Origin of the sequence: Pedobacter punctiformis, from assembly GCF_027213715.1 — a bacterium.
GTDB lineage: Bacteria > Bacteroidota > Bacteroidia > Sphingobacteriales > Sphingobacteriaceae > Pedobacter > Pedobacter punctiformis.
In genome coordinates, this window is sequence record NZ_JAPWGM010000002.1 from 704,057 (window position 1) to 727,974 (window position 23,918).

The 23,918-nt window shown below is 33.6% G+C and carries 21 protein-coding genes; 12 read left to right on the forward strand and 9 right to left on the reverse strand.

Going from position 1 to position 23,918, the window contains the following annotated elements; translation table 11 throughout:
• Positions 1 to 224 precede the first annotated feature (224 nt).
• Positions 225 to 2,165 carry a sensor histidine kinase gene (locus O0955_RS08975; RefSeq protein ID WP_269427205.1) on the reverse strand — a complete coding sequence of 647 codons (1,941 nt, stop codon included), beginning with the start codon at positions 2,163 to 2,165 and terminating at the stop codon, positions 225 to 227.
• The gene (locus O0955_RS08980; RefSeq protein ID WP_269427206.1) at positions 2,165 to 2,911 is read right to left on the reverse strand and encodes a LytR/AlgR family response regulator transcription factor; all 747 of its coding nucleotides are present in this window, start codon (positions 2,909 to 2,911) and stop codon (positions 2,165 to 2,167) included. Before O0955_RS08980 ends, O0955_RS08975 begins: the two co-directional genes overlap by 1 nt.
• A gap of 333 nt (positions 2,912 to 3,244) precedes the next feature.
• On the opposite strand from O0955_RS08980, the gene O0955_RS08985 reads away from it, so the two are divergent.
• The 11 genes from O0955_RS08985 to O0955_RS09035 all read left to right on the forward strand — a co-directional run bounded on the left by O0955_RS08985 (position 3,245) and on the right by O0955_RS09035 (position 15,320).
• Entirely contained in the window at positions 3,245 to 4,375 is a 1,131-nt protein-coding gene (locus tag O0955_RS08985) for a DUF1972 domain-containing protein (protein WP_269427207.1), read from the forward strand.
• Between the two features lie 124 nt (positions 4,376 to 4,499).
• A complete protein-coding gene (locus O0955_RS08990; RefSeq protein WP_269427208.1) occupies positions 4,500 to 5,141 on the forward strand; it encodes a polysaccharide biosynthesis/export family protein in 642 nt (213 codons plus the stop codon).
• 3 nt (positions 5,142 to 5,144) lie between these two features.
• Positions 5,145 to 7,355: a GumC family protein gene (locus O0955_RS08995; RefSeq protein ID WP_269427209.1), complete on the forward strand. Its 2,211-nt coding sequence runs from the start codon at positions 5,145 to 5,147 to the stop codon at positions 7,353 to 7,355.
• Between the two features lie 147 nt (positions 7,356 to 7,502).
• Complete coding sequence (locus tag O0955_RS09000) at positions 7,503 to 8,693, forward strand: O-antigen ligase family protein (RefSeq protein ID WP_269427210.1); 1,191 nt, start codon at positions 7,503 to 7,505, stop codon at positions 8,691 to 8,693.
• Entirely contained in the window at positions 8,683 to 10,116 is a 1,434-nt protein-coding gene (locus O0955_RS09005) for an oligosaccharide flippase family protein (protein WP_269427211.1), read from the forward strand. The genes O0955_RS09000 and O0955_RS09005 overlap by 11 nt, the downstream gene beginning before the upstream one ends.
• 31 nt (positions 10,117 to 10,147) lie before the next feature.
• Positions 10,148 to 11,299, forward strand: a complete 1,152-nt coding sequence (locus O0955_RS09010; RefSeq protein WP_269427212.1) for a glycosyltransferase family 4 protein — start codon at positions 10,148 to 10,150, stop codon at positions 11,297 to 11,299.
• Positions 11,300 to 11,314: 15 nt separating this feature from the next.
• Positions 11,315 to 12,319: a glycosyltransferase gene (locus O0955_RS09015; protein ID WP_269427213.1), complete on the forward strand. Its 1,005-nt coding sequence runs from the start codon at positions 11,315 to 11,317 to the stop codon at positions 12,317 to 12,319.
• Positions 12,320 to 12,340: 21 nt separating this feature from the next.
• Positions 12,341 to 12,922 (forward strand): serine acetyltransferase, encoded by a 582-nt coding sequence (locus O0955_RS09020; RefSeq protein WP_269427214.1) that lies wholly within the window; start codon positions 12,341 to 12,343, stop codon positions 12,920 to 12,922.
• Positions 12,909 to 13,586 (forward strand): acyltransferase, encoded by a 678-nt coding sequence (locus O0955_RS09025; protein WP_269427215.1) that lies wholly within the window; start codon positions 12,909 to 12,911, stop codon positions 13,584 to 13,586. The genes O0955_RS09020 and O0955_RS09025 overlap by 14 nt, the downstream gene beginning before the upstream one ends.
• A gap of 47 nt (positions 13,587 to 13,633) precedes the next feature.
• The gene (locus tag O0955_RS09030) at positions 13,634 to 15,088 is read left to right on the forward strand and encodes an AMP-binding protein (protein WP_269427216.1); all 1,455 of its coding nucleotides are present in this window, start codon (positions 13,634 to 13,636) and stop codon (positions 15,086 to 15,088) included.
• Position 15,089: 1 nt separating this feature from the next.
• Positions 15,090 to 15,320, forward strand: a complete 231-nt coding sequence (locus O0955_RS09035) for an acyl carrier protein (RefSeq protein ID WP_269427217.1) — start codon at positions 15,090 to 15,092, stop codon at positions 15,318 to 15,320.
• Positions 15,321 to 15,326: 6 nt separating this feature from the next.
• On the opposite strand, the gene O0955_RS09040 is transcribed toward O0955_RS09035, so the two are convergent.
• The 3 genes from O0955_RS09040 to O0955_RS09050 all read right to left on the reverse strand — a co-directional run bounded on the left by O0955_RS09040 (position 15,327) and on the right by O0955_RS09050 (position 19,411).
• The gene (locus O0955_RS09040; RefSeq protein ID WP_269427218.1) at positions 15,327 to 17,054 is read right to left on the reverse strand and encodes an alpha-L-arabinofuranosidase; all 1,728 of its coding nucleotides are present in this window, start codon (positions 17,052 to 17,054) and stop codon (positions 15,327 to 15,329) included.
• 134 nt (positions 17,055 to 17,188) lie between these two features.
• Positions 17,189 to 18,604, reverse strand: a complete 1,416-nt coding sequence (locus tag O0955_RS09045) for an exopolysaccharide biosynthesis polyprenyl glycosylphosphotransferase (RefSeq protein ID WP_269427219.1) — start codon at positions 18,602 to 18,604, stop codon at positions 17,189 to 17,191.
• Between the two features lie 165 nt (positions 18,605 to 18,769).
• On the reverse strand, positions 18,770 to 19,411 hold the full coding sequence (locus O0955_RS09050) for a response regulator transcription factor (RefSeq protein ID WP_269427220.1): 642 nt from the start codon (positions 19,409 to 19,411) through the stop codon (positions 18,770 to 18,772).
• 271 nt (positions 19,412 to 19,682) lie between these two features.
• Between O0955_RS09050 and O0955_RS09055 the strand changes: the two genes are divergently transcribed.
• Positions 19,683 to 20,588 carry a sensor histidine kinase gene (locus O0955_RS09055; protein WP_269427221.1) on the forward strand — a complete coding sequence of 302 codons (906 nt, stop codon included), beginning with the start codon at positions 19,683 to 19,685 and terminating at the stop codon, positions 20,586 to 20,588.
• 84 nt (positions 20,589 to 20,672) lie between these two features.
• Here O0955_RS09055 and O0955_RS09060 read toward each other — a convergent pair whose 3' ends face one another.
• The 4 genes from O0955_RS09060 to O0955_RS09075 form a co-directional block, all read right to left on the reverse strand.
• On the reverse strand, positions 20,673 to 21,791 hold the full coding sequence (locus O0955_RS09060; protein ID WP_269427222.1) for a DUF1972 domain-containing protein: 1,119 nt from the start codon (positions 21,789 to 21,791) through the stop codon (positions 20,673 to 20,675).
• Between the two features lie 409 nt (positions 21,792 to 22,200).
• A complete protein-coding gene (locus O0955_RS09065; protein ID WP_269427223.1) occupies positions 22,201 to 22,779 on the reverse strand; it encodes a GNAT family N-acetyltransferase in 579 nt (192 codons plus the stop codon).
• Between the two features lie 5 nt (positions 22,780 to 22,784).
• The gene (locus O0955_RS09070; RefSeq protein WP_269427224.1) at positions 22,785 to 23,060 is read right to left on the reverse strand and encodes a hypothetical protein; all 276 of its coding nucleotides are present in this window, start codon (positions 23,058 to 23,060) and stop codon (positions 22,785 to 22,787) included.
• Positions 23,061 to 23,209: 149 nt separating this feature from the next.
• Positions 23,210 to 23,918: OmpA family protein (locus O0955_RS09075; protein WP_269427225.1), on the reverse strand; the 709-nt coding region annotated here is incomplete at its 5' end.

A 23,918-nucleotide genomic window follows, 5' to 3' on the forward strand; every position in this document is an offset into this window, starting at 1 on the left:
TTTTGACTAAAAATGACAGACTAATCAAAAATATAAATGGATATTTTCAAGGTGCAAAGCATTTACAATTCGTTAGAATTGAATTACGATTCGTACCAAAAGATTGAAAAAACAAACCTCAAGACCATTTTTATTCTAAGTGTTTCAACAAAACCAGGATGATATTAAGAAGGATTATGAATAATGGGGTTTTGAAATTAAAGAGCGGGCTTCTATTGAATAGATTAACGATTTAAGTTACCAACCGGAATATTAAGTGAAACCGTGGTTCCGCCATTTAAGTTTACATCAGACTTAATACCAGCTTCCTGATTACGCTCTTTGCCCAAAAGCTCTAAACGTTCTTTACTAATCATACCTGACAGTGATTGGTGTTTGTCAGTTTTATTTTCGACTATAGCTTTCCCACTATCGGTGATATTTACTTTTAAGGTCTTTTCTTCCAACATGAAATCTATGCTGATAAAACCATTTTTATCAGACAAATCAACACCATGCAAAATGGCATTCTCTACAAAGGGTTGTACCAACATGGGTGGAATCATCAGCGTATCCAAATCTTCTTGTTCGGGCATTTGGATATTGAAGCGGAACACATAGTTATAACGCATTTGTTGCAGGCTAAGGTAATTATTTAAAGCCTCTATTTCCTGACCAAGCGGCACCAACTTCTCTCTGCTCAGTTCTAAGCTGCTCCTCAAGAGTCGGCTAAATTGGTTCAGATATTTGATAGCTTCATCTTTTTCATCAAGTCGTATAAAACTTTGCAGTGCCGATAAGGTATTAAAAATAAAATGGGGTTCCATCTGGGTACGCAATAACTGTTGCTGCAACTGTACGTTTTCTTTTTCTTGTTTTAGTTTCCGTTGTTTGTAAATGCTGTAAAACAAGACGATAAAAATGAGCAAAAGCAATATAATGAGGGCCGTAACGAGTAGAATCAACCGGCTACGTTCTAACTGCAGCATATTTAGTTTTATATCTTCATTGAGGCTTTTAATTGAATTATCTTTAGCTTGAATCTGATATAAGGCATTCATTTCGGCAACAGCTTGTGTGTTTTCCGTTTCAAAATTTTCTTTTTGTATTTCTAGCGCTTCTAATGATGATTTTAATGCATTATTAGGCTCCCCAATTGCAGAAAAATAGGCTGAAATGGCTTCTCTGTTCCTTATCAATTCTTCGTATGCAATTATTTTGTAGTTTTCTTTATAAATTTCATTGGCTTTTTTTGCAAATGAACCTGCAGCTTTATAATCTCCTATTTTGGTATAATTATTAAGGAGATTGGTATAGGTGGTATAAAGATTACCGGCTGAAGTTTTTTCTGTGGGGTAGTTGTGATAGGTTTCCTCATCTATTTTGACATTTAATAAGGAATATTTCAAAATTGAGTCCACCTGGTTGCGCTTACTGAAATAAAGTATTTTACTATCGTATAAAAACCGTGGATTAAACTGGTCAGGATACCTGGTCTGTAATTCCTCCATCCTTTTTAAGTATTTTACGATATTATCCGTTGGTAATTCAGAAGTATAAATAACAAAAATTAGCTGATGAAGTACACGTTGCTGATTAACCGAATTTGGTGGCAATTGTGGCATCAATTTCAAAGCGGCCAAATTCATTTTATAAGCCAGATTATACTGATACAGGTTTGCATTACTTTGAGCTGCCGCAAGTAATATAATACATTTTGCTTGTGGCTTTAAATTAACCGTAGAGTCCGAAAGTACAATAATAGCGGCTTTGTTATAATAATAATTGGCCTGATGTTCTGATGCCTCGCCATTGGCCAGATTGCCCATTCCATTATAAATCCGGGCTTTAATATCTAAATAACCCTTTGTTTGTTCAACAAGTTCCAATCCCTGTTGCAGAAAATTCTTCGCAGAATCTACATTTCTCTTTGCATAAACTCTGCCCAGGTTATACTTTACATTGGCATTCAAATCTGTATCAGCAAGCACGATTGAATTTTTATTGTATTGTTGCCATGCATTTAATATAGAGTCTGCTGATTCAAGTGTTGACTGTTTATCTGCAAGTTTTTTAAAAGCAGCATTATACTGTTTAATCAGTGTTTTATTTTCGGCTGTATTATCATGTTTGCATGCGAAAAAAAACAATAGCCCAAAACCTAAAAATAATAACCTTAATTTCATTAAGAAGTTGATAAAGCATTAAGGATATAGTTTTTGCGCCGGGAAGAAACCGGAATTTCCTCTTTATTTTTAAGTACAAGGCAATCTGTTTTTGAAATTTTTTCTACATAATTTTTATTCACCAGATAAGATTGATGCGTTCTTAAAAACCACGGTGCAGACAACATTTCTTCATAATGTTTTAAAGGTTTTGAAACCAAAAGATTGGTTCCATTAGCCAGGTAGAAAAAAGTATAAGGTCCATCACCCTTGCAATACACAATCTCCTGAACCAAAATTATATGCATTTGGTTTATGGTATGCAGCACAATGCTTTCGGGCAAATCGTCGTTATCGAATGACTGCTGAGCAATAGAAAGTTGCTCGTTCCAATGTATTTCTTTAGCTCTTTTTTTGCGACAACGGTCAAGTGCCTCTTTTAGTTCGTCTTGTATAATAGGCTTTAGCAAATAGTCAAGCGCACCAAATTTAATGGCTTTTATAGCAAACTGATTGTAAGCAGTAATAAAAATGATGTTTTCGGGCACTTCTTTTAATGCCCTTATTATATCAAAAGCAGTACCATCTATAAGTTGGATATCCATCAATATAACATCAGGCTTTTGTGTTTCAATTAAGCTGAGTGCATCCTTCACATTATCGCTATGACCAACAATTTTAATATCACTTTCACTTTCAAGCAACCAGGTTAATTCTTTCCTAATGGCCATTTCATCTTCAATAATGGCGAGCGTAAACATGTCCATTTCAATTATTTTATAGTGCTAATATTACATTTTTTTACCACAAATATTTTTTTCTTACTGATTATTTTTTTGATGTCTGCTTAACTTCTTTGAATTGCAACGGCACGCTGAATTTAAACTTGTTTATTGTTATCGTTTCTTCCAATGTTATCTCTTGTTTTAATCATGATAGTGTCAGGATGATGCTGATAAATTGATCAGACATCAAATGGCTTAAATCTGTGTAGTATTAAAGGGCTATTGTTCCAATATGCCGTTATTGATACTTTCGTAATACTCAAATTATGATTTTTAATTTTCTAATTTGACATAGAGCTTAACCATCACGATTCAATGCAAATAGCAATTTTAGGTACAAGAGGAATTCCAAATCATTATGGTGGATTTGAGCAATTTGCTGAATATCTGGCTTTAGGATTAGTAAAAAGAGGGCATGAAGTAATCGTTTATAACTCACATAATCATCCATATAAAGAAACTACCTGGAATGGAGTTAAACTAATACACATTTTTGATCCGGAATTCAAATTTGGAACGATTGGACAGTTTATTTATGATTTTAATTGTATAAGAAATTTAAAAAAACATAATCTCGATGTTATCTTACAGTTGGGCTATACCAGCAGTTCGGTATGGTACAAATTTCTTCCGGGTAAACCTGTACTCACTACAAATATGGACGGCTTGGAATGGAAAAGAACCAAATTTGGAAAACTGGTGCGCAAGTTTCTTCTGTTTGCCGAGAAATTAGCCGTCAAATCAAGTGATCATTTAATAAGTGATTCGATAGGCATACAAAAGTATATTAGTAAAAAATATAATGTTAATTCTACATATATTCCTTATGGCGCACATTCTTTTGATAATCCGGATGAAAATAAATTAGATGATTATAACGTGTCAAAGTATCAATACAACATGCTTGTAGCACGATTAGAGCCCGAAAACAGTATAGAAACAATACTTGACGGAATGGCTAAGTCTGATACCGATAAATTATTCCTGGTAATTGGCAAACATCAAACAAAATATGGAGAATATTTAAAGGGCAAATATAAATCTTATAGCAAAATTAAATTCATCGGCGGTGTATATGATATAGAAATGCTAAATAACTTAAGATATTTTTCTAATTTATATTTTCATGGGCATACCGTAGGCGGAACAAACCCCTCTTTATTGGAGGCTATGGCTTCATCCAGTTTAATTTCAGCAAACGACAATGATTTCAACAGATACATTCTTGGTGATGATGCCTTGTATTTTACAACACCTGATGAAGTTGCTGAACAACTAAATGACACAAATAAATCATCAAAAAAATATCTGGATTTTGTTATCAACAACAATTTAAAAATAAAAGAACAGTTTAACTGGCCAAAAATAATAGATCAGTACGAACATCATTTTTTTACAATAAATACTTTAAAAAAATCTAAGCTTCAAATTCATAATGAAAAATAAACATAATTATTATCTACTGCTTTTATTGTCATGTTTGCTGTTCTCCTGTAGCGCATACAAGCAAGTACCTTATTTTCAAGATGCTGAGGCAAATTCAACGCTTCCCATCCAAAATTATTCTCCTTTGACTGTTCAAAAAAATGATATCCTTGGAATAAACATTACCAGTTTAAACCCTGAGGCATCTGCAATTTTCAACAATAATTTAACAAGAACAAATGGAAGCAACTTTGATGTGAGCCCGGTTAACCCTGTTTTGGGTTATTTAGTGGATCAGGAAGGAAATATTAACTTACCCATACTTGGAGAAACCAAAGTTGCTGGAATGACCACCTCAGAGGTACAGCAAAAAGTTTTTGCAAAAGTTTCATCATTATTAAAAGAAGCTAATGTAACGGTACGCATATTAAATTTTAAAGTTTCCGTTTTAGGTGATGTTGAGCATCCTGGTGTTTTTCCAATTACGAATGAAAGGGTTACCGTTACTGAAGCTTTAGCACTTGCCGGCGATTTAAATATCACTGCAAAACGAGGCAATGTTATCCTGATAAGAGAAATAGATGGACAAAGAACAATACTACCAATAGATTTAACCTCAAAAAGTGCTTTTACTTCCAATCATTATTATTTAAAAAATAATGATGTTATATATGTTCAGCCAGGTAAAACAAAATATGCACAAGTTAGTCGTGGCTTCCAGACAGGAACTTTAATCGTTTCTGCACTATCAGTAATTGCCATCGTATTTTCCACTTTACATAAGTAATCGATGAATAACAAAATATCAAATGGAATGAATTCGCAGGTTAAGAGTCAAAGTGTATTGACCATAATCTTGTTAAGATATGTACCAAAATGGCGTCTTTTCTTAGCGAGTATAATCATTGCACTTTTAATCGCATTTATATACCTGAAAATTGTAAACCCGGTGTATGAAATTAAGGCATCGCTGGTGGTAGCGGATAAAGATAAAGTTGAAAAGCAAAAAGCCGCCCTGGATGAGATAGATCTGGCCAACACGTCTAAAAAGGTTGAGATTGAGATGGAAGTGCTTAAATCGAGACCATTGATTAAAAAGGTAATAACAGATTTAAATGCCTGGTCTTCTTACTATGATTCAAACAAAAAGGAATTATACAACGCATCGCCAATAGTTTACAAACCCATTGACAATCAACCTCTTTACAAAGGAATGGTGTACGTAAAAATACTGGATGCAAGCAATATCGAATTGACTTTAGGCACAAATACCATCAAAACCGGTTTCGATAAGGCATTTAAAAGTGCTATTGGATTGGGAATGATTAAAAGTACAAAATCCATTAAAAACTATATCGGTTCTACAATTGGGATGAATTTTGAGAATGCAGAAGATGTGATTACAAAATATCAATCAAATCTTGAAACGAGGCTTGTTGATAAATTGGCCCCTATAATTGAATTAAGTTATAAAGATCAAAATAAGGAAAGAGGAAAGGATTTTTTAAATTATTTAATTGCAGAATACAAGAATAACAGTACCGACGAAAAAAACAAACTTATAAAAAACACTTTGTCATTTATTGATGAGCGTTTGGGTTTGTTAAGTGGCGAATTAACTACAGTTGAAAAGGATATTGAGGGTTACAAAAGTAGCAGGGGATTAACCGATATTTCAGCTGAATCGAACATTTATTTACAAAACATGCAGTCAAATGATGGTAAATTAAATGAGGTTAATGTTCAACTGCAGGTAATTGAAGGTATAGAAAACGCCATTAACAAAAATAGTGTGCCTGCCACTATTGGTATTGAAGACAAGGGTTTAGTTAACCTGATTGATCAATTGTCCAGACTTCAGCTTGAGCGTAATAAATTACTGGCTACCACACCGGAAACAAACTATTTATTTGCGCCCATTAAAGAGCAAATACAAACGACAACATCAGCCATTAGAGAAAACGTAAAAAACATAAAGCTATCGCTTCTGGGCATGAAAAGTAGCTTGCAAAATGTTAATACAAGGGTAGAATCTTCTATTAAAAGTTTGCCTGGTCAGGAACGTGGTTACATCAGCATTAAAAGACAACAGGGCATTAAGGAAAATTTATATACCTATCTTCTGCAAAAACGGGAAGAAGTTGCGTTAAGTTACGCTACAACATTGGCCAGCGCAAATATTATTGAAATGGCTTATGTAAATGCTGCTGTATGGCCAAAAAAATCTTTTGTTTATGCAATTGCATTAATTATAGCCTTAATAATCACTGCATCAATTATTTTTATAAGAGAAATATTTAGTAACACAATCTCTTTTCCAGCTGAAGTTGAAGATACGATAGAAAAGCCTATTTTAAGTGAAATTACTTCTCAAAAAAATGGCAAATCATTAGCCCTACTGGGTGGTGATCCTACCCTTTCACAACAATTCCGTGTACTTAGAAGTGAAATAGATTACTTACACGAAAATAAAGAAAAAGGACGCATCACGGTCATAACTTCAAGCAAACCTGGCGAAGGCAAGAGTTTTATAGCTTCTAACCTATCCGCCTCTCTTGCTTCTTCTGGTCGAAAAACAATTGTAATAGAACTAAATTTGCAATCGCCTTGTTTTGTAGAATTGTTCCAATTACCAAATGGAAAGCCAGGTATTACAAATTTCTTAAATAAAAAGGTTTCAATAAATGAAATTCTCCAACACTCAAAAATAGAAAACCTGGATGTAATTACCTCTGGCGAGGTAGCGAAAAATCCTTCAGAACTTATTGAGAGTAAATTGATACTGGAGTTATTAAGCCACTTAACAACAATTTATGATGACATTATCATAGATACACCTGCTCTAAAAGTTTATACAGATGTTTACGCTTTTGCTTCGCAGGCAGGATTAACATTATTTGTGATTAGAAAGAATGTTACAAAAAAATCTGAGTTAAGTTTTGTTAATAAATTATTTAATGAAGGCCGCTTGCCTAAATTAAATCTTATTCTTAATGGATAAAACCTGGGTAGTTAAATAATTAAGAAAATAATGGACATTAAAAATATAATAAGCCTTCTTTCTGTATTTAGCTATTTCATTTTTGTTTTAATGGGAACTGATATAAAAAAGAATTATTTATTATATGCAGTTTTTCTCTTTCCATTTATGGATCTATTTATAACCACTCAAGATTGGGGCGGTTATAAAGTATTTGACATCATAAGCTATTTTACAGTGATTCTATTAATTGGGAAGCCTAAAAATTTGATCAGTTTAAGAACCTTTTATACTGCTGTAAGCCTATTGTTAATGGTGGTTTTAATCATTGGAGGTTTACATTCCGAATTTATTGCCAGGTCTTTTGTTTTCTTATCTCAATTTATAACTGTATTTATTTATGCGAGTATATTAGTCAGACAATTGCATCAGGAACCTACCTTTATTTACGACGTTTTAAAAGGACTTAAATTTTCCTGTTTATTTTCATTGGCATTTTTAGCAATGCAATTAATTTTCGGTCTGTCTGTAGCACTTTATAAACTTAATCTTAACGCATCTGCATACGATTCAATTATAAGATACCCCAGTTACTTTGAGGATCCTCAGAAATACGGACAGTTTTTAGCCATGAGCAGTTTTATATTTTTAATTGAAAACCCAGCCAAAAAAATAAACAGTTTAATCAATCCGGCTTTATTTTTTCTTGTCATAGTTGCTCTTTTTTTAACAGGGGTTCGGGCAGCCTTTACGGGGTTATGTGTAGGCATGATTATCATATTTATATTTGGAGATAAAAAATATAAATTATTGGGCATCGCCTGCACTGCAGTTGTTATCATAACAGCAGTATTTTTCTCCAATCATTTTGCCATATTTAACAGAGGTGCGGATGTTAACGATACGGCCAGTGTTAGATATGCTTATTGGGCAGGTGCTTTTAAAATATTTCTTCAAAACCCTTTTCTTGGCATAGGTATTGGCAATTATCAAAGTTATGTTTCTTTACATTCACAAGACCAGTTCTGGCTTTTTTTCGGAACGTACGAATACATGGATCATCCGGAGAGTGGCTACCTTAAACTATTAGTCGAGTTTGGAGTTCTTGGATTTATATTACTTCTGTTCTTAATATTTCTACCCATAATTAATGCATTCAGAGTGATTATAAACCCGGTTTTCGCTAATGAAAAAAAATTATTATTGTTTGTTTCTGCTAGTCTTATTTGTTGGTTAGTTGCATTTGTAACCGTTTATTCATTTAGTGATTTAAGAATAGGAATATTTGTGGTAACACTTGTTTCAATCTTGATATCACCTCCTCATATTTCCCCATTTTATACTTCCGATGAAATTTAGTTCTGCGATACTGAAGATAAATGAATCTCCGGTTCTCAAAAATAGTATTTGGGGATTGGCATCAAGCGTTACGCAAAACGTTTTGCTCAGTTTGTTCTTTGTAATAGTGGCCAGAAAGTATTCCACATTTGATTTTGCTCAGTTTTTAATTGCAAATACATTATATCAAATCGTAGCTGCTTTTTCTACGCTGGGTTTAGGCCAATGGTTTGTTCGGGAATACCTGATTAGTGAAGATAAAAAATCCCTGATCAGTAAATTTTTAAAGATTCAATTCTATTCCGGCACTTTTTTTTACCTCATTAATTTAGCATTAGCCTATTCTATTTATGATGGCAATCTGGTTAGAGAATTATCAATTGTATTGGGGATAAATGTTGTTTTCGACAATATTATTTTTGCAATAAAAAGTTTAAATATTGCCGATTTTGAACAACAAAAAACATTTAGAATTTTATTAATAGATGCTGTTTTAAGATTTTTGATTGGGGTTGTATTAATGTTTTATCCAATGCCAATGATGGTTTTATGCCTAATGATTGTTGCTGTACGTTTTGCTACGCTCTATCTATTTATAAATATTGGGGTAAAACACCTGGTAAATTTTACAACTATACTTAAAACCAAAGTAAGCTATTCAGACTTAAAAACCCTCATTTCTAACAATTGGTCTTTCATTGTAATAGGAAGCATCTCCATCATATACTGGAGAATAGCGAGTATTATTATTTCTAAATTATTAACAGATACGGACGTTGCCAATTATGAAATTTCATTCAAAATATTTTTGCTTGCGCAGTTAGTTCCACTAATATTATCATCCTCCGTATTTCCATCGCTTGTAAAACTTTTCGAATTGCCAGATAAGACTGATTTTCAGGTACATTACAGGAAATTTTACATGATTTATTTAATTTTTGGATTAGCATCATTCACTTTCATTTTTTCTTTTTCCAGTTTACTAATCCCTTTCGCGTTCGGTTCTACCTATATAGAAACTTCAAAGTATACCGCTGAAATGTTTCTGACTATGATTGTGTTTCCAACCTTTTTACTACAAGCTAATGTATTGATAGCAATGAAGCTGGAAAAGTTAGATATGCTTTTAAATATCATAGGAATCTTCGTCTATTTAGTACTAACATTTATAGGATTTTCTTATGTTAAATCTTTGAGCGTAATAAATTATTCAATTTTTATTTCTTTCGTTGTTTTACACATCATTCAGGATATCATACTGATCAAAAGGCGCATTATTACTTTAAAATACTCAATACTTGTTTATTTCTCTATAACCAGCATCGTATTATTGTACATATTCCTATCCGATACGATAAACCCATATCTATTATTTACAGTATTTTGGTTATTGCTTCTGGTGGTTGGTTTATCAGTAAAAGGAATTTTTAAACGCATTTTTTAAACATACAAATACCGACTCGAAACTTAATTTAATGAAAAATCAGAATTTAAATATCTTAATGCTGCATAGTTCTTCCGATGTTTATGGAGCGAGTAAAATTTTCTTGATTACCGCTTCTCTGCTTAAAAAAAATAACTATAATGTAACGGCGGTGCTTTCTGATGATGGGCCATTGATACAGCAATTAAGAGACCTGCAGATTGAAGTTATTATATTAAAATTAGGTATTTTAAGACGCAAGTATTTCAATATAAGCGGATTAATTAACCGGTATTCGGCCTTTAGCACCGCCAGGAAAAAACTGGTTGAAATTATAAAGCAAAAAAAAATTGGCACTGTATATTCTAATACGGCAGGTGTTTTGGTTGGTGCTTTTGCAGCTAAAAAGTGTAATGTTAAGCATATTTGGCACATTCATGAGATTATTGAAAAGCCTGCTTTATTTAGTTTAATCATTGGGAAGGTTATCAACAATTACAGCGATAAAGTATTGGTTGTATCTGAAGAGGTAAAAAAACATTGGTCGAAACACATCAGTGTAAATAAAATTTTGACAATCCACAATGGCTTGGATTATTCAGAATATTCAATTGGGGAATCATCTATCCGGGAAGAATTAAATATTCAGCCCAACGAAGTCTTAATTGGTATGGTTGGAAGAGTAAATGCGTGGAAAGGACAAAAATACTTTCTGGAACTGGCTACTGGGCTCACCAAACAATTTAATAACATCAAGTTTTTAATGGCTGGTGATGCTTACCCCGGGTATGAATATCTCCAGGATGAACTGAAAGAAATAATAATAAATAGCGGACTTCAGCATACGGTTTTAGATTTAGGTTTCAGGAAAGACATTCCAAATATTTTAAAAGGTTTAGACATTTTTATATTACCCTCTATTTTACCAGATCCTTTACCAACAGTGGTATTGGAAGCCATGGCCAGCCATAAACCTGTTGTTGCAACAGAGCATGGTGGCGCATTAGAAATGGTAGATAATATGAATACCGGCATTCTAATTCCATGGAATGATGCTGAAACTGCAGTTAAACGCTTTTCTTATTTAATAACTGATTCGCAGGCCCGCGAAAAAATGGGAAATAATGCCACTAAAAGAGTTCACGAGTTTTTCTCAAAGGAGCGTTATGAAAAAAGCATTTTAGATGCTTTGAAATTCAATTAATTAAAAGAAAAGTAAATGAAAGAACTATCCATTATTGTTCCCGTATATAATAAAGCTCAATATCTTGATGTTTGTATTGAATCAATATTAAAGCAATCCATTTCTGATTTCGAGCTGATTTTGGTTAATGATGGATCTACAGATAATAGTGGAGAAAGATGTGATGAATTTGCAAAAAAAGATGATAGAATAATTGTCATACATCAAGTTAATAAGGGGGTATCATCGGCACGAAATGCAGGCTTAAAAGTGGCAAAAGGCCAGTATATTGGTTTTGTTGATGCCGATGATGTTTTGTATACCAGGATGTATGAAGTTTTAATCAGTAACATCAAAAAGTACGATGCCGATATTTCAATGTGCGGAGTAAGAAGGGTTTCTCCAGGCAAAGTTCAATTGTACGGCGGTAACAATACCATAAAAACTTACACCCGGGATGAAGGCATAACAGGGTTATTTAGTGGTGAAATTTTGTTGAGCAATTACGATAAAATTTATAAAAAGGAAACCGTTCAGGAAATTCTTTTTGCACCAACATTGTCAATATTTGAAGATGCGTACTATAACTTTGAAGCGTTAAAAGCTGCAACCAAAACGGTTTATGACGACACCATTTTGTATGATTACATGATTAGAGATAGTTCTCTCAGTCAAGCCGCATTTAGTCAGAAATATATGAAGGCATTACTTCTTACCAAAGAAATAGTAAACACCTGCAAAAAAGAGCTTCAAAATCATGTGGAAGAAGCAAAGGCTTTCGATTTTAATATAAACATGATAAACCTGAATATGATTCTCGTAGAATCCAGCAAAACACATTATCAGGATTATAACATCATTAAAGCAAACCTCCGGAATTATAATAATTTTTATAAGGGGAACCAGTATGTAAGCAAAAGGTACAAATACGGATATACCCTTTTTAGATTTTCACCTTTGCTTTACACCAGGATTTTGAAATTTTATAGTGCTTTAACAAATTCTGAACACTTAAACAGGAAAAAAAAACTTTCTCAATAATATAACAAATTCAATATCTGCATGGAAGATTTTAATAATATATCAAATAATATTGTACAAGAAAAGACATATAATATTTTTCAAGACTGGAAAATAAACAAGGGAAATATTAAAGGACGGATAGTATTGGTTTTGTATCGGCTTGCCTCACTAATAAGAAGCAAAAAAATACTTGTTATATTCTTTTTTTGGTACCTCCTATTTTACCGGATTTTTGTTGAGTGGTTCTTAAATATTGAACTGCACTGGAACTCTAATATTGGTAAAGGGCTTAGATTAGAGCATGGGCACGGAACGGTTATACATGGCGATGCTACTTTAGGAAATTACTGTACAATCAGACATTTAACAACTATTGGAATAATAAAACATGAAGATGGAAGTTACAGTACCGCACCAAAGCTAGGCAACAATGTAGATGTGGGTGCTAGCGTAACGATTATTGGAAGTGTTAATATTGGAGACAACGCTTTAATTGGAGCAGCCTCTCTGGTTGTTAGAGATATTCCGGCAAACACTACGGCCTTAGGCAATCCGGCACGCGTTATTAAAAGGCATAACGAAGCAGAACCGTTTAAACAACCATCGCATGGCACTGAATAAATACATCACGCAACTAAAAAACAGATTTTCAGGGTGGTCCAACCGGGATATATTTACCACCATGTTAACGATCCTAACTTATATTTTAAGAGGTTGTTATGCCAGGCTATTTATGGGTAAAACGAAGGGCCTGGTAATGATTGGAAAGGGAACAAACATTCGATATGCTAATCATTTATATGCTGGCAACGATTTAATCATTGAAGATTATGCGGAAGTTAATTGTATGTCATCAAGAAACATTACAATCGGTAACCGGGTAACCATCGGGCGTTTTGCCATTATCCGGCCATCTAATGCTTATGGAGGTGAGGTAGGCGAAGGACTTAGAATAGGAAATAATTCCAGCATTGGCACCTACAATTACATTGGTTGTTCGGGATTTATTGACATAGGCAACAACGTTATGATGGGCCCCCGGGTAGGTCTTTTTGCTGAAAATCATAAGTTTGAAAGAACTGATATTCCAATGCACGAACAAGGAGTTGAGAGAGAATTTATTACGATAGAGGATGATTGTTGGATCGGGACAAATAGTGTGATATTATCCGGAGTAACCATTGGTAAAGGATCAATTATTGCAGCAGGCAGTGTGGTAACTAAAAGTGTTGAACCCTATAGCATTATGGGTGGAGTTCCGGCCAAATTAATAAAGAAAAGATAAATAAAAGCTTTAAAAATAATTGAAATAGACTTGAAGTAAACTATTAGATGGACTTAATTAAAATATTAAAAACACATTTTGAAAACAATGGGATTGCCGTCTCAGAAAAATCAGGTGATTATTCGTATTCAGATTTTTGTAAACATTGTTTATATGCCAGGGAGTATTTCTTAGAACACAACATTAATAAAGTTTTAATTACTGCGCCTCAGGGATTTTATGCATATACCCTAATTTGGGGTGCATACTTAGCGGGTACCACTTTCTGCCCTGTTAATGTAGGTTTGCCTGAAGACAGAAAAGATTACTTTATTAAGCAGTTTGAACCTGACTTAATAATTGACACGGAGATACCAGTCAGTGCTAAAAGCGAACGATTAACAACACCTGAATCTTTTTTTAAAAATGCAGACCAGATCCTCCCCCATTTTGAGTTCGAAGTTCCACAAATCGACTCCACGGCGTATATTATTTTTACATCAGGGTCAACAGGTTTACCTAAAGGGGTAATGATTCCCAGAAAATCCTTAAATAACTTCATAGCATTTAGCACTCAGGAGTTTACCTCATTACCAAATGATGTATGGGGGCAGTATTCTAATCTAGGATTTGATATAAGCATACTGGATATATTTACAGCAATAATAAGCGGTGCTTCTTTAGTACCTTTTTCCGGGACCGCAGAAAAACTACTTCCTGCCAAGAATATTAAGGATAAAAAAATCACTATATGGCATTCGGTTCCAAGCGCAATTGATTTAATGCTCAAAACCAATCATATCAATAAAGATATTTTTGGTCATGTTAAAACAATGATTTTTGGAGGAGAAAGACTATTTCCTTCGCAGGTACAATTACTTTTTGATGCAAATCCCGAATTAATCATTTATAACTGCTACGGGCCAACAGAAACAACAATATATGCTACCTATCAAAAATTAACCAAAAATGATTATATGGAATACTGTACTCATACAGTTTCGATAGGAAAGCCATTGCCAAACTACGAATTAGTTTTACAGAATAAAGAAGAGAATCTTGGTGAGTTGGTTATTTTAGGCGATTACATTGCTAGTGGCTACCTGGGCTTAAAAAACAATTCTGCAAATACCGCTTTTAAAGAGATATTTATCGACGAAGTCAAAAAATGGTCTTATGCTACCGGAGATTATGTTGAGTATGTAAACAACAATCTTTATTATGTGTGTAGAAAGGATTCTCAGATTAAAATAAAAGGTAATCGCATTGATCTTAGTGAAATTGATTATGCACTACGTGAATATGGATGTATTACCAATATAACAACCTGCGTAGATGATAAAATTATAGCATTTGTTGTTTTAAAGGATTACAGCGAAGCCAGCCTTCAGGATTATTTAAAGAAAAAACTTCCGTCATACTATGTACCCAATAAAATTATTAATAAAACCAGTTTGCCATTTAATAGCAGTGGAAAAATAGATATAAAACAATTAACGTCAGAATTAATACACAATCAATAAAATGAACATCAGTCAATCAGAAGTACTGCAAACTATAGCTATGGCTTTAGAATGCGAACCGGAATCATTAAATTTAAATTCAGCACTTGGCCAACATTATAATTGGGATAGTTTTGGGCATTTGAGCATTATGGTCGCCTTGGAACAAAAATACAACATTGAAATCAGTGAAGAAAATATAATTCGCCTTCAATCTGTTAATGACATTATCAACTTCCTAAGCGATAAGTAATTTAAATTATTTATCGACGGCAACGATAAAAACTACTCCGTACTTTGGAACTTTTACATTGATTTTTCCATCGGAAACTGTAAATCTTTTTGCCGCCAAATTTGTATAGTCTGGAGGTCCGCCTGAAACTCCGGTTGGACCTCCAGAATTAATAAATACTTTCCGGGAAAAATCCGTATTCCCTTCACCTTCGAGTGTATAAGTATAATAGTGTTTCAATTTAGATGAATTGTCAATATTTAAAGATACAATTTCATCGGATTTTGCCTTATTTACGACAACAATACTCGTTTCGCCAGACGAAAATCTGGAGGCATACGATAAAATATCATTGCTCCCGCTAACAGAAGTTTCAATTAATTTATCACCAAGTAGCTTCTTAAAATAGTACATGTAGAAAAAAATTGGTCTTGGATTCCATTTTTCCGAATTATCAGGTTCATCACCGATACTTATAGCTCCAAAATCATTCCCATTATCGTATTTGCCTAATAAATCCCATCTGGCGGCCATTGCCAGGTTTGCTTTAAGCATTTCTCCCATACAAATGGTAGCATGTACACCAGCAATTGCCGAAATTTTCTGCTTGCTACCCGTCGAAAAAATATTCCATTCTGTCATAGCAATAGGTTTCTCTTGTCTCCCACTTTCCAAAAAAGAATTCCGCAAATAATTTTTTATAGCCTCTGTTTGAATGGTTGCAGAGTTCAATATTGTTTTAGCAGAACTGTTCTCTCCAAAATCAGTATAATAATCATGTATGATATAATAATCGGCATCATCTTTTGCTTGTGCAAAATAACCTTTATTCCAGGAGCTTTCTGCCGGATTTATACTATTATTCGTAGGTCTACTAATCAATTGCGCACCAATGTTTATTTTGTGGCCTTTCTCTGCAGCGGCTTTCCTCATTGAATCTGCAAAAATTTTGAAGTGTTTGCCATAAAGCTCCCCAGTCATTAATTGTGGTTGTTTATCTTTATTTAAAGAAACATCAATTTTCCAGCCCGGTTCCCAATAGCCATAGCTTTCATTTCCCACTTCCCAAAACTTAGTTCTTCCATTATCATACCGAACCCAATTGGCAGCTAAATGAGCCGCTTCCTGAACTGGATTTGCGCCTAAGCCATATCTCGCATATCCATAATTTACGGTAATTATTCCTGTTGAGGATGTAAGTCCCAATAATTTATAATAATTTTCTAAGGATAAAGTCCAGGGTTCATTATTTTTACCATACCAAACATCATTTGTGGTACTGTCTCCGTTTGAAGCAAATATGGCCGAAGGAATATCAGAGGGTTTTTCCTTGTTACTTCTATCCCAAAAATATAAACTGCTAATATCCCCTCCCGGGAAACGAATTATTCCTGGGTCAAGGTTTTTAATATGAGAAATTAATTTACTTTCAGTAACCATTTGCCCTGAAAAGGGATTGGCATTATTCCCATTAATATAGGGTGTAATTTTATTTAAAACTTTACTGGTGTTAACATTTATTATTGTAGCTCCGGCATTTGATATCGGATCTGCATCCTGATAAGCTGGCAAGGTTAATTTCTTTTCGGTCCAATCACTAAAAAAAGCGCCTTGAGATTGAAATGGAATACTATCAACCGGAATAGAGCCTGTGAGAGCTGAATTTACAGATTTTTCACAGCCTGTTATGGAACATAAAATAAGAAAAAAGATATGAATTAAACCTAGTTGTGCCGGCATCTTAGTTGCAAACATGAAAATAGCTTAAAGGGATGTTAAAAATTAAAATAAATTTGAAGGTAAAACCTTCAAATTTATTTTACACTTTTTTTACACCAACCCCCTAAAACTTCGCACGTTTCTTTTTTAATTATTATTTTAAATTTTTATTAAAATGCATTTTCTTCTCCTTTAATAGCATTAACAACCGTTTTATAAATGATTTTGATATCCAAAAACAGCGACCAGTTTTCCATATACCAAATATCATGTTTTACACGTCCAAGCATTTGTTCATGATGTTTGGTTTCGCCACGGAAGCCATTAATTTGTGCCCATCCCGTAATACCTGGTTTAAGAAAATGACGTACCATATATTGGTCAATTAGCTTGCTATACTCTTCCGTATGTTTGAGCATGTGCGGACGTGGCCCTACTACACTCATGTTACCAAAAAGGACATTAAAAAATTGCGGCAATTCATCTATACTGGTTTTCCGCATAAAAGCCCCGATTTTGGTAATTCTGGGATCGTTTCTGGAAGCTTGAAGATTGTTACTATCCTTATTCATATTCATACTTCTAAACTTGTAACAGTAAAAGGGCTTGTTTTTCTTTCCTGATCTAAGTTGTAAAAATAAAGCATCTCCTTTTGATTCCAGTTTGATCAAAAGCGCCATTAGAGGTAAAAACCAGGAAAGCAGAAAAACAATTACAAAGAGGCTAAATACAATATCAAATAAACGCTTTGCAATCCGGTTTCCAATAAAACTTAATGGTTCCCTCCGGTTTACTAAAATTGGAATCCCATCATAAAAATTATTAAAAATATAACTGGAATTGGCAAAAGCTTCTTCTTCCCTTTTATACCGGATGAAAGAGGTTACATATTTAACTCTGACACAATTTTTTTCTGCAAGATTTAGTACCCCTTGAAGATCCTGACATTGCTCTGGAAACTGAGTAGTATAAACCTCATCCAGATTATTTTCTATTGCAAACTTAACGGTATCTTTTAATTTATTGATTTTCTTACTATTCCTTTCATCTACCACCTCGGTATTAAAATCAGTAAAAGAACCAGCCAGATTAAAGGATAATTTATTTTTCAAAAAGTATCGCTCTAAAAGACTGGCTAAATCATGATTGCCAATAATTACAATTTTCTTTTTGTAAAGATTCAATTTAGGATAGAGTCGTTCTGAATAATAAATGACTAAACGCACTGTGGAAGTTCCAATAATCTGGGCCAGTAAAATATAAAAGGTATGGGCATTAAAAAATTGGATGTGTTTTATAAAACTCAATCCCACCATCAATAACAAAACCTGAATTAAAAATGTAATGCTCATTTTTTTAAAAAGTGCTTTAATAGATTGCACATTGGCTTCATTATAGGTTCGGTTAATCAAAGACGAAATTAACCAGGTAAGATTTAAAAATATGAGAAAAAGAGTAATCTCCCCTCTTGAATAGTGATCATCCAAGATCCCGGAAGCATAAATTAATCCAAATGAACTGTTTAGTGCTAATGCATCTAAAACGATTAATAATATGATTAAAATAAAAATATGACGGCTTTCCATAACTTAAAATAATAAATTGAAATCTTTCTGATTTAAAATCAGATTGGTTTAATAATACTATGTAAGTCACCCAATATCAATGATTTAGACCATCTTTTATTTGGGCTCAAATTAATAACCTGTTATGGTTATTTTTTTGGTGGGATGTGATTTGGAGGGAATGATTTAAGATGCGTAAGCCTGTAAATTGTAATTACTAAATTTATTAATGGCTTCTATTTTATTTTGAACATGCAGCCGTTTATAAATATTTTTGCAATGATTTTTTACAGTGTTGGCACTAATATTTAATTGATCGGATATTTCCTTGTACAGCAATCCCCGACTCAATAAAGACAGCACCTCTAATTCTCTGGAGCTTAAACCGAGGTTATTATCGCTGGTTTTTTTCCGATGTAATAAATTAATCACTTTACGGGCAATGTAAGGGCTCATGGGAGAACCTCCATTATGCAATTCTATTATTGCATTCTGTATTTCCTCTTCAGTAGAACCTTTCATGATGTAGCCTGAAGCACCTGCTTTAAGAGCATTGAATATGTTCTCATCATTTTGAAACCCGGAACACATTAAAAATTGCGTGTTAGCGAGGTATGGCTTTACTGTTTCTATGAGTTCTATGCCTGATTTTAGCTTAAGCTTAATATCAACTATAGCTATGTCTGGTGCATTTGCAGGAAGCTCTTGTATAGCTTCTTCCGCAGAAGAGTAAACACCATAAATTTTAAGGAAATGCTTTTCCTTCAGTACTCTTACTAACAATTCACGATAGAAGTTATTATCTTCTATAATAGAAATTGAAATCATAAATTTACATAATTTAAATTAATAGCATATTTAACAGCCAATAGGGTTAAACTATGCTATTTGAAAATTTTTAATTTTCATTGTTAAACTTTCAAAATTTGGGGAGCCTAGTACATGAAAGACAAAAAGCTTGCCAACATATAGATTTTCCGTATTATTAATAATGCTTTTTAATATGTTTTTGATATCCGAAAACATTTTTGCCACATAAAAAATTGATATATATACTTTTAAACCTATTTTTAGCCAATTTTTTAACTACAAATTAAACATGTCTATCTGCATTATAATTTTATCAACAATTATCAAAACATCAGAATCTATTCTTCTTCTCAATCCATGTAGAACTATAAAAGAATCACTTTTACCCCAACTAAATTGTTTTACCCCCATTAGCGATAGACTTAGTATACTTTTTTTATCTATTGGTTTATTAGAAAAATGGTGGCCTGAAATATTAATTTTTACAGGCTTTATATTGCTTCTTGCTTACGTAGTGTACAGAAATTATGCATTTTCAAAATCTAAATATTTTGAACAGCAAAAATTTATAAAATTAGAACGCCAAAGAATCAGCGGCGAGATACACGATGAGATCGGCGCAGGCATTTCTGCTATAAAATTATATGCCGAACTTGCTACCAAAAAACGTGAAGATGTTGATGAAATTAAACAAATTAACATCATGATAAATGAACTAGCCCTAAAAATTAATGAGATTGTTTGGAGTACAAATGCAGAAAGTGATGATTTGGAAAGCTTACTATACTATATAGAAGAGCAAACCAGGAATTTATTTAAGCATTCTGAAATTATATTTGAGGCTTCTATTCCTCAAAACATCCCGAATTTAGCTATGGACAGTCAGAGTAGACGAAATTGTTATCTCCTGGTTAAAGAAGTTGCGCATAATACGATCAAACACTCTAAAGCAAAAAAGGTAAAATTAGAAATTGTTATACAAAATGGCATTATAATATTTTCAATTAAGGATGATGGTATTGGTTTTGATCCCAATTTAACTAAAATAAACAGTATGGGCTTAACGAATGTCAAACAGCGAATTGAAAAATTGAAAGGAGAACTGGTAATTGAAAATTACAAGGGCACCGAAATTTTAATTCGCATTCCACTTGAAGGAAACGTTGCCCCTAATTCCAAGCCAATTTTTGAATAAATGAGATAAAGGCATTAATGTTATGCTATTCAAAATAATCGAATTTCAATTTTAATCTACAAAAAACAACCAGGCATAATATTTCTAAACATTATGTTGAATAAACTCATTTTTTATTAAATCATAAAAATAGCGCTCGTATCTTTCGCCAATGTTCTTCCACGAATAATAGTTTTTAATTTTAAAAGCATTGTTATCAAGGTAATAGCTATACTCCTGGCTTTCCTTACCTTTTGCTAACATTTGCTTGGTAATGTCTTCTACAGTTTGAAAATACATAGCATCATTGCCTACAATAAACCTATTAAACTCGTTATCGTTAGCAGAAATCAAACTTCTACATGCCATTGCTTCTAATAAGAGCGGGTGTGTTCCGCCCAGGGTATGTCCATGAAAATATAAGTTTGAAAAATACCTTAAATTATTAAGCCCTTTATCATCATAAATACTTCCCAAAAACTTAATGTTAGCGTACTTTCTATACTTGTTTTGTAAAAATTTTCCATTTCTGGTTAGACGATTTCCCACAACCAAAAAATCGCGGTCTACTTGGGCCTTTACAACACCATCCAAAATGATTTCCAAACTGTTTTCAGGCTCAAGACTACCAATAAACAGATCATATTTATATTTTGAAAGCTGGAAGTCTGCCAGGATTTTTTCATCTGGGTCATTAAAAATATAAGCTCCATAAGGAATATATTGTGATATTTTCTCAAACTTCTTTAATAAATAACTTTGGATACCTAACGAATCTGAAATTAAATTATCACAATTATATACGGCTAACTTTTCGGCTAAATGAATAAATTTTCTTAATAATGGCCCATATTTTGATCTCTTCCATTCTAAGCCTCCCATATTGGTCACCAAACTTACATTCTTTGGCATTATAATTTTCCAAACCGGACTACTTCTGTATCCAAATTGTAATATGATGTCGCAATTTTGATTTTTTAAATCACTGATGCATCTATAGTCATATATAAAACGTCCAAGTGAGCCCAATTTAAATTCCGGATCATATATATGAACTATTTTAACTCCATTCCACAATACTTTTTGGTTCGCATGATTATGAGAGTTGTACATTATCACCTCATGCCCTCTTTCCACCAAGCTTAATGCGATATGTTCTGCACATTTTTCAAAACCGCCGTATTGACTTGGAATACCTCTTGTACCTAAAATTGCTATGCGCATTAAAATTCTTGGTTGTACCTGTTTACCTAGGCCTTAAATACATATAATCTATCAAAACGATATTTTTAAGACCGCCACTAAATTATTAACAACAGAAAAGGTCTACAATAGCCCTTAAAGACTATGTTTCAGAGAATATTAACCCAGATATTTAGATTTATTTATTGCCCTTAATTTCATGCATTAAAAGGGTAAAACGTAGGAAAGAAGTTTAATAAAGACAGTATTTTTGAGTATAAGCATTTTGAAAACGAAACATCAAGCAATTTAATGAAGGATATAGTACTCTAAAAACTACATATTAATTATTTAAGCAAAAAAACAAGCCTTTTCAGAACTGCTTTTAATTAGGAGGGCAGTGGCGTTACGGAATACAATTCAATCATTTTTTAGTTGAAACATTATCTCATTACCTTTGCTTCAACAAATAGATGGTTCCGTCCAAATCTATTTGATGATAAATCTTTAAGCCTATCTTTTCGTAAAAAGGTAACATTTCTTTTTCAGAAGTCTCCAGGAACAAAGTTTTACCAAATGATTTACTTTCTTCCAGCATTTCCAAAAGAAGTTTAGTTCCCGAACCCTTTCCCTGGAAGCTTGGATGAACTCCCCATAAACGGATGTGATAAATTTGGCCTTCACCAGCTACTGCATTATGAGCTATCTTAATGTATCTCTCTAATTTTAATATTTGCGAGAGCCGATCTAATCCTGTTACTTTAAATGCCAGCATAAGACTGTGATATAATGAAATAGAATAGCTTTTTTTATTTCTAAAAAAAACAAGAGCGCATGCACTCCTATCCTCCGAAATCAAGACCCTCCCGGTTCGCAAACAATGATCAAAAAGAAATTCGATCAATTGCTCTATTCTCTTAAAACGTACTTGATCCTGTTTAACCAATCTATTAATCCAACTATTATTTATTAAAGAATTGGAAAGGATGCTCACCACCCTTACCTTATCTTTACCTTTGGCATTTGTCATATTGTTTAATCATTCATCTTTCTTAGCCTTTTGATAGCCATTAAGCGTTCATTTGGGGATTGGCTTTCCAAAATCGTATCGATTACCAGTTTTCTTAGACGTTCATTTTCAATTTTAAGTTCTATTAATTCCAAAGCGACACATTTGTACTCTTCGAGCCAAATAGCAAATACCTCTTGCTCTATTTCATAGTCTTTACAAATTTCTATAATCTGTTTACCACTATAATAATCTTCGATTGCCTTGATAATGGTTTTTGCTGTAATTTTTTCGGGTTTCATAAGGCTCATTTTCCTAAAACTTATTTAATAACTTAAATGATACTGCCTTATAAGGCCATGCCAACAGGATTTATAAAACCATCCCTAATCTTTTATTGTCCCATCCGACATGGCCAAGGCTTTGAATTTGAAGAGCGTATATATAATATTTATTGCTTCACGATTTTAAACTCAGTTCTTCTGTTGAGCTGATGTTCAGCAGGGGTGCATTTAACCCCGTTGGTACAGCGGTTCAGTAATCTCGTTTCTCCATAACCTTTCGCCTCAATCCTGTTTTTACTAATGCCCCGGCTAATGATGTATTGTACCGCAGATTCTGCCCGTCGCTGTGATAAAGCTAAATTATAAGCATCATTGCCTCTGCTGTCGGTATGAGAGCCCAGCTCAATCCACATCGTCGGGTTATCCTGCATAATCTTCACCAGCTTATCCAGCTCCACAGCTGCATCTGCCCGGATGTTCGATTTATCGAAATCATAATAAATGTTCTCCAGCCTGATCGCTTTGTTCAGTTCAACAGCTTCCAGGTAAAGATCCTTTTTGATTTCTGCTGAGCTGGTCAGGTTTTTTGTCGTTAAATCCGTACCATCACTCCTGAAGTTTGTCTTTTCACCCGTCAACCCATAATCAGATGCCTTTTCCAGCTTAAACTTAAAAGCACCCGTTTCATCCGTTTCCACCCTCAGCACCGAACCGCCCGTTTTATTCAGCGTAACCATGGCCCCGCTAAGCGGTTGCCCCGTAACTTTGTTGTACACTTTCCCGCTTAAGCTAAAAGCCAGCACCTGCTCCCGGGTAAAGCTGTAAATATCATCCGATCCCAAGCCATCTGTCCGGTTCGAAGAAAAGTAACCGCTG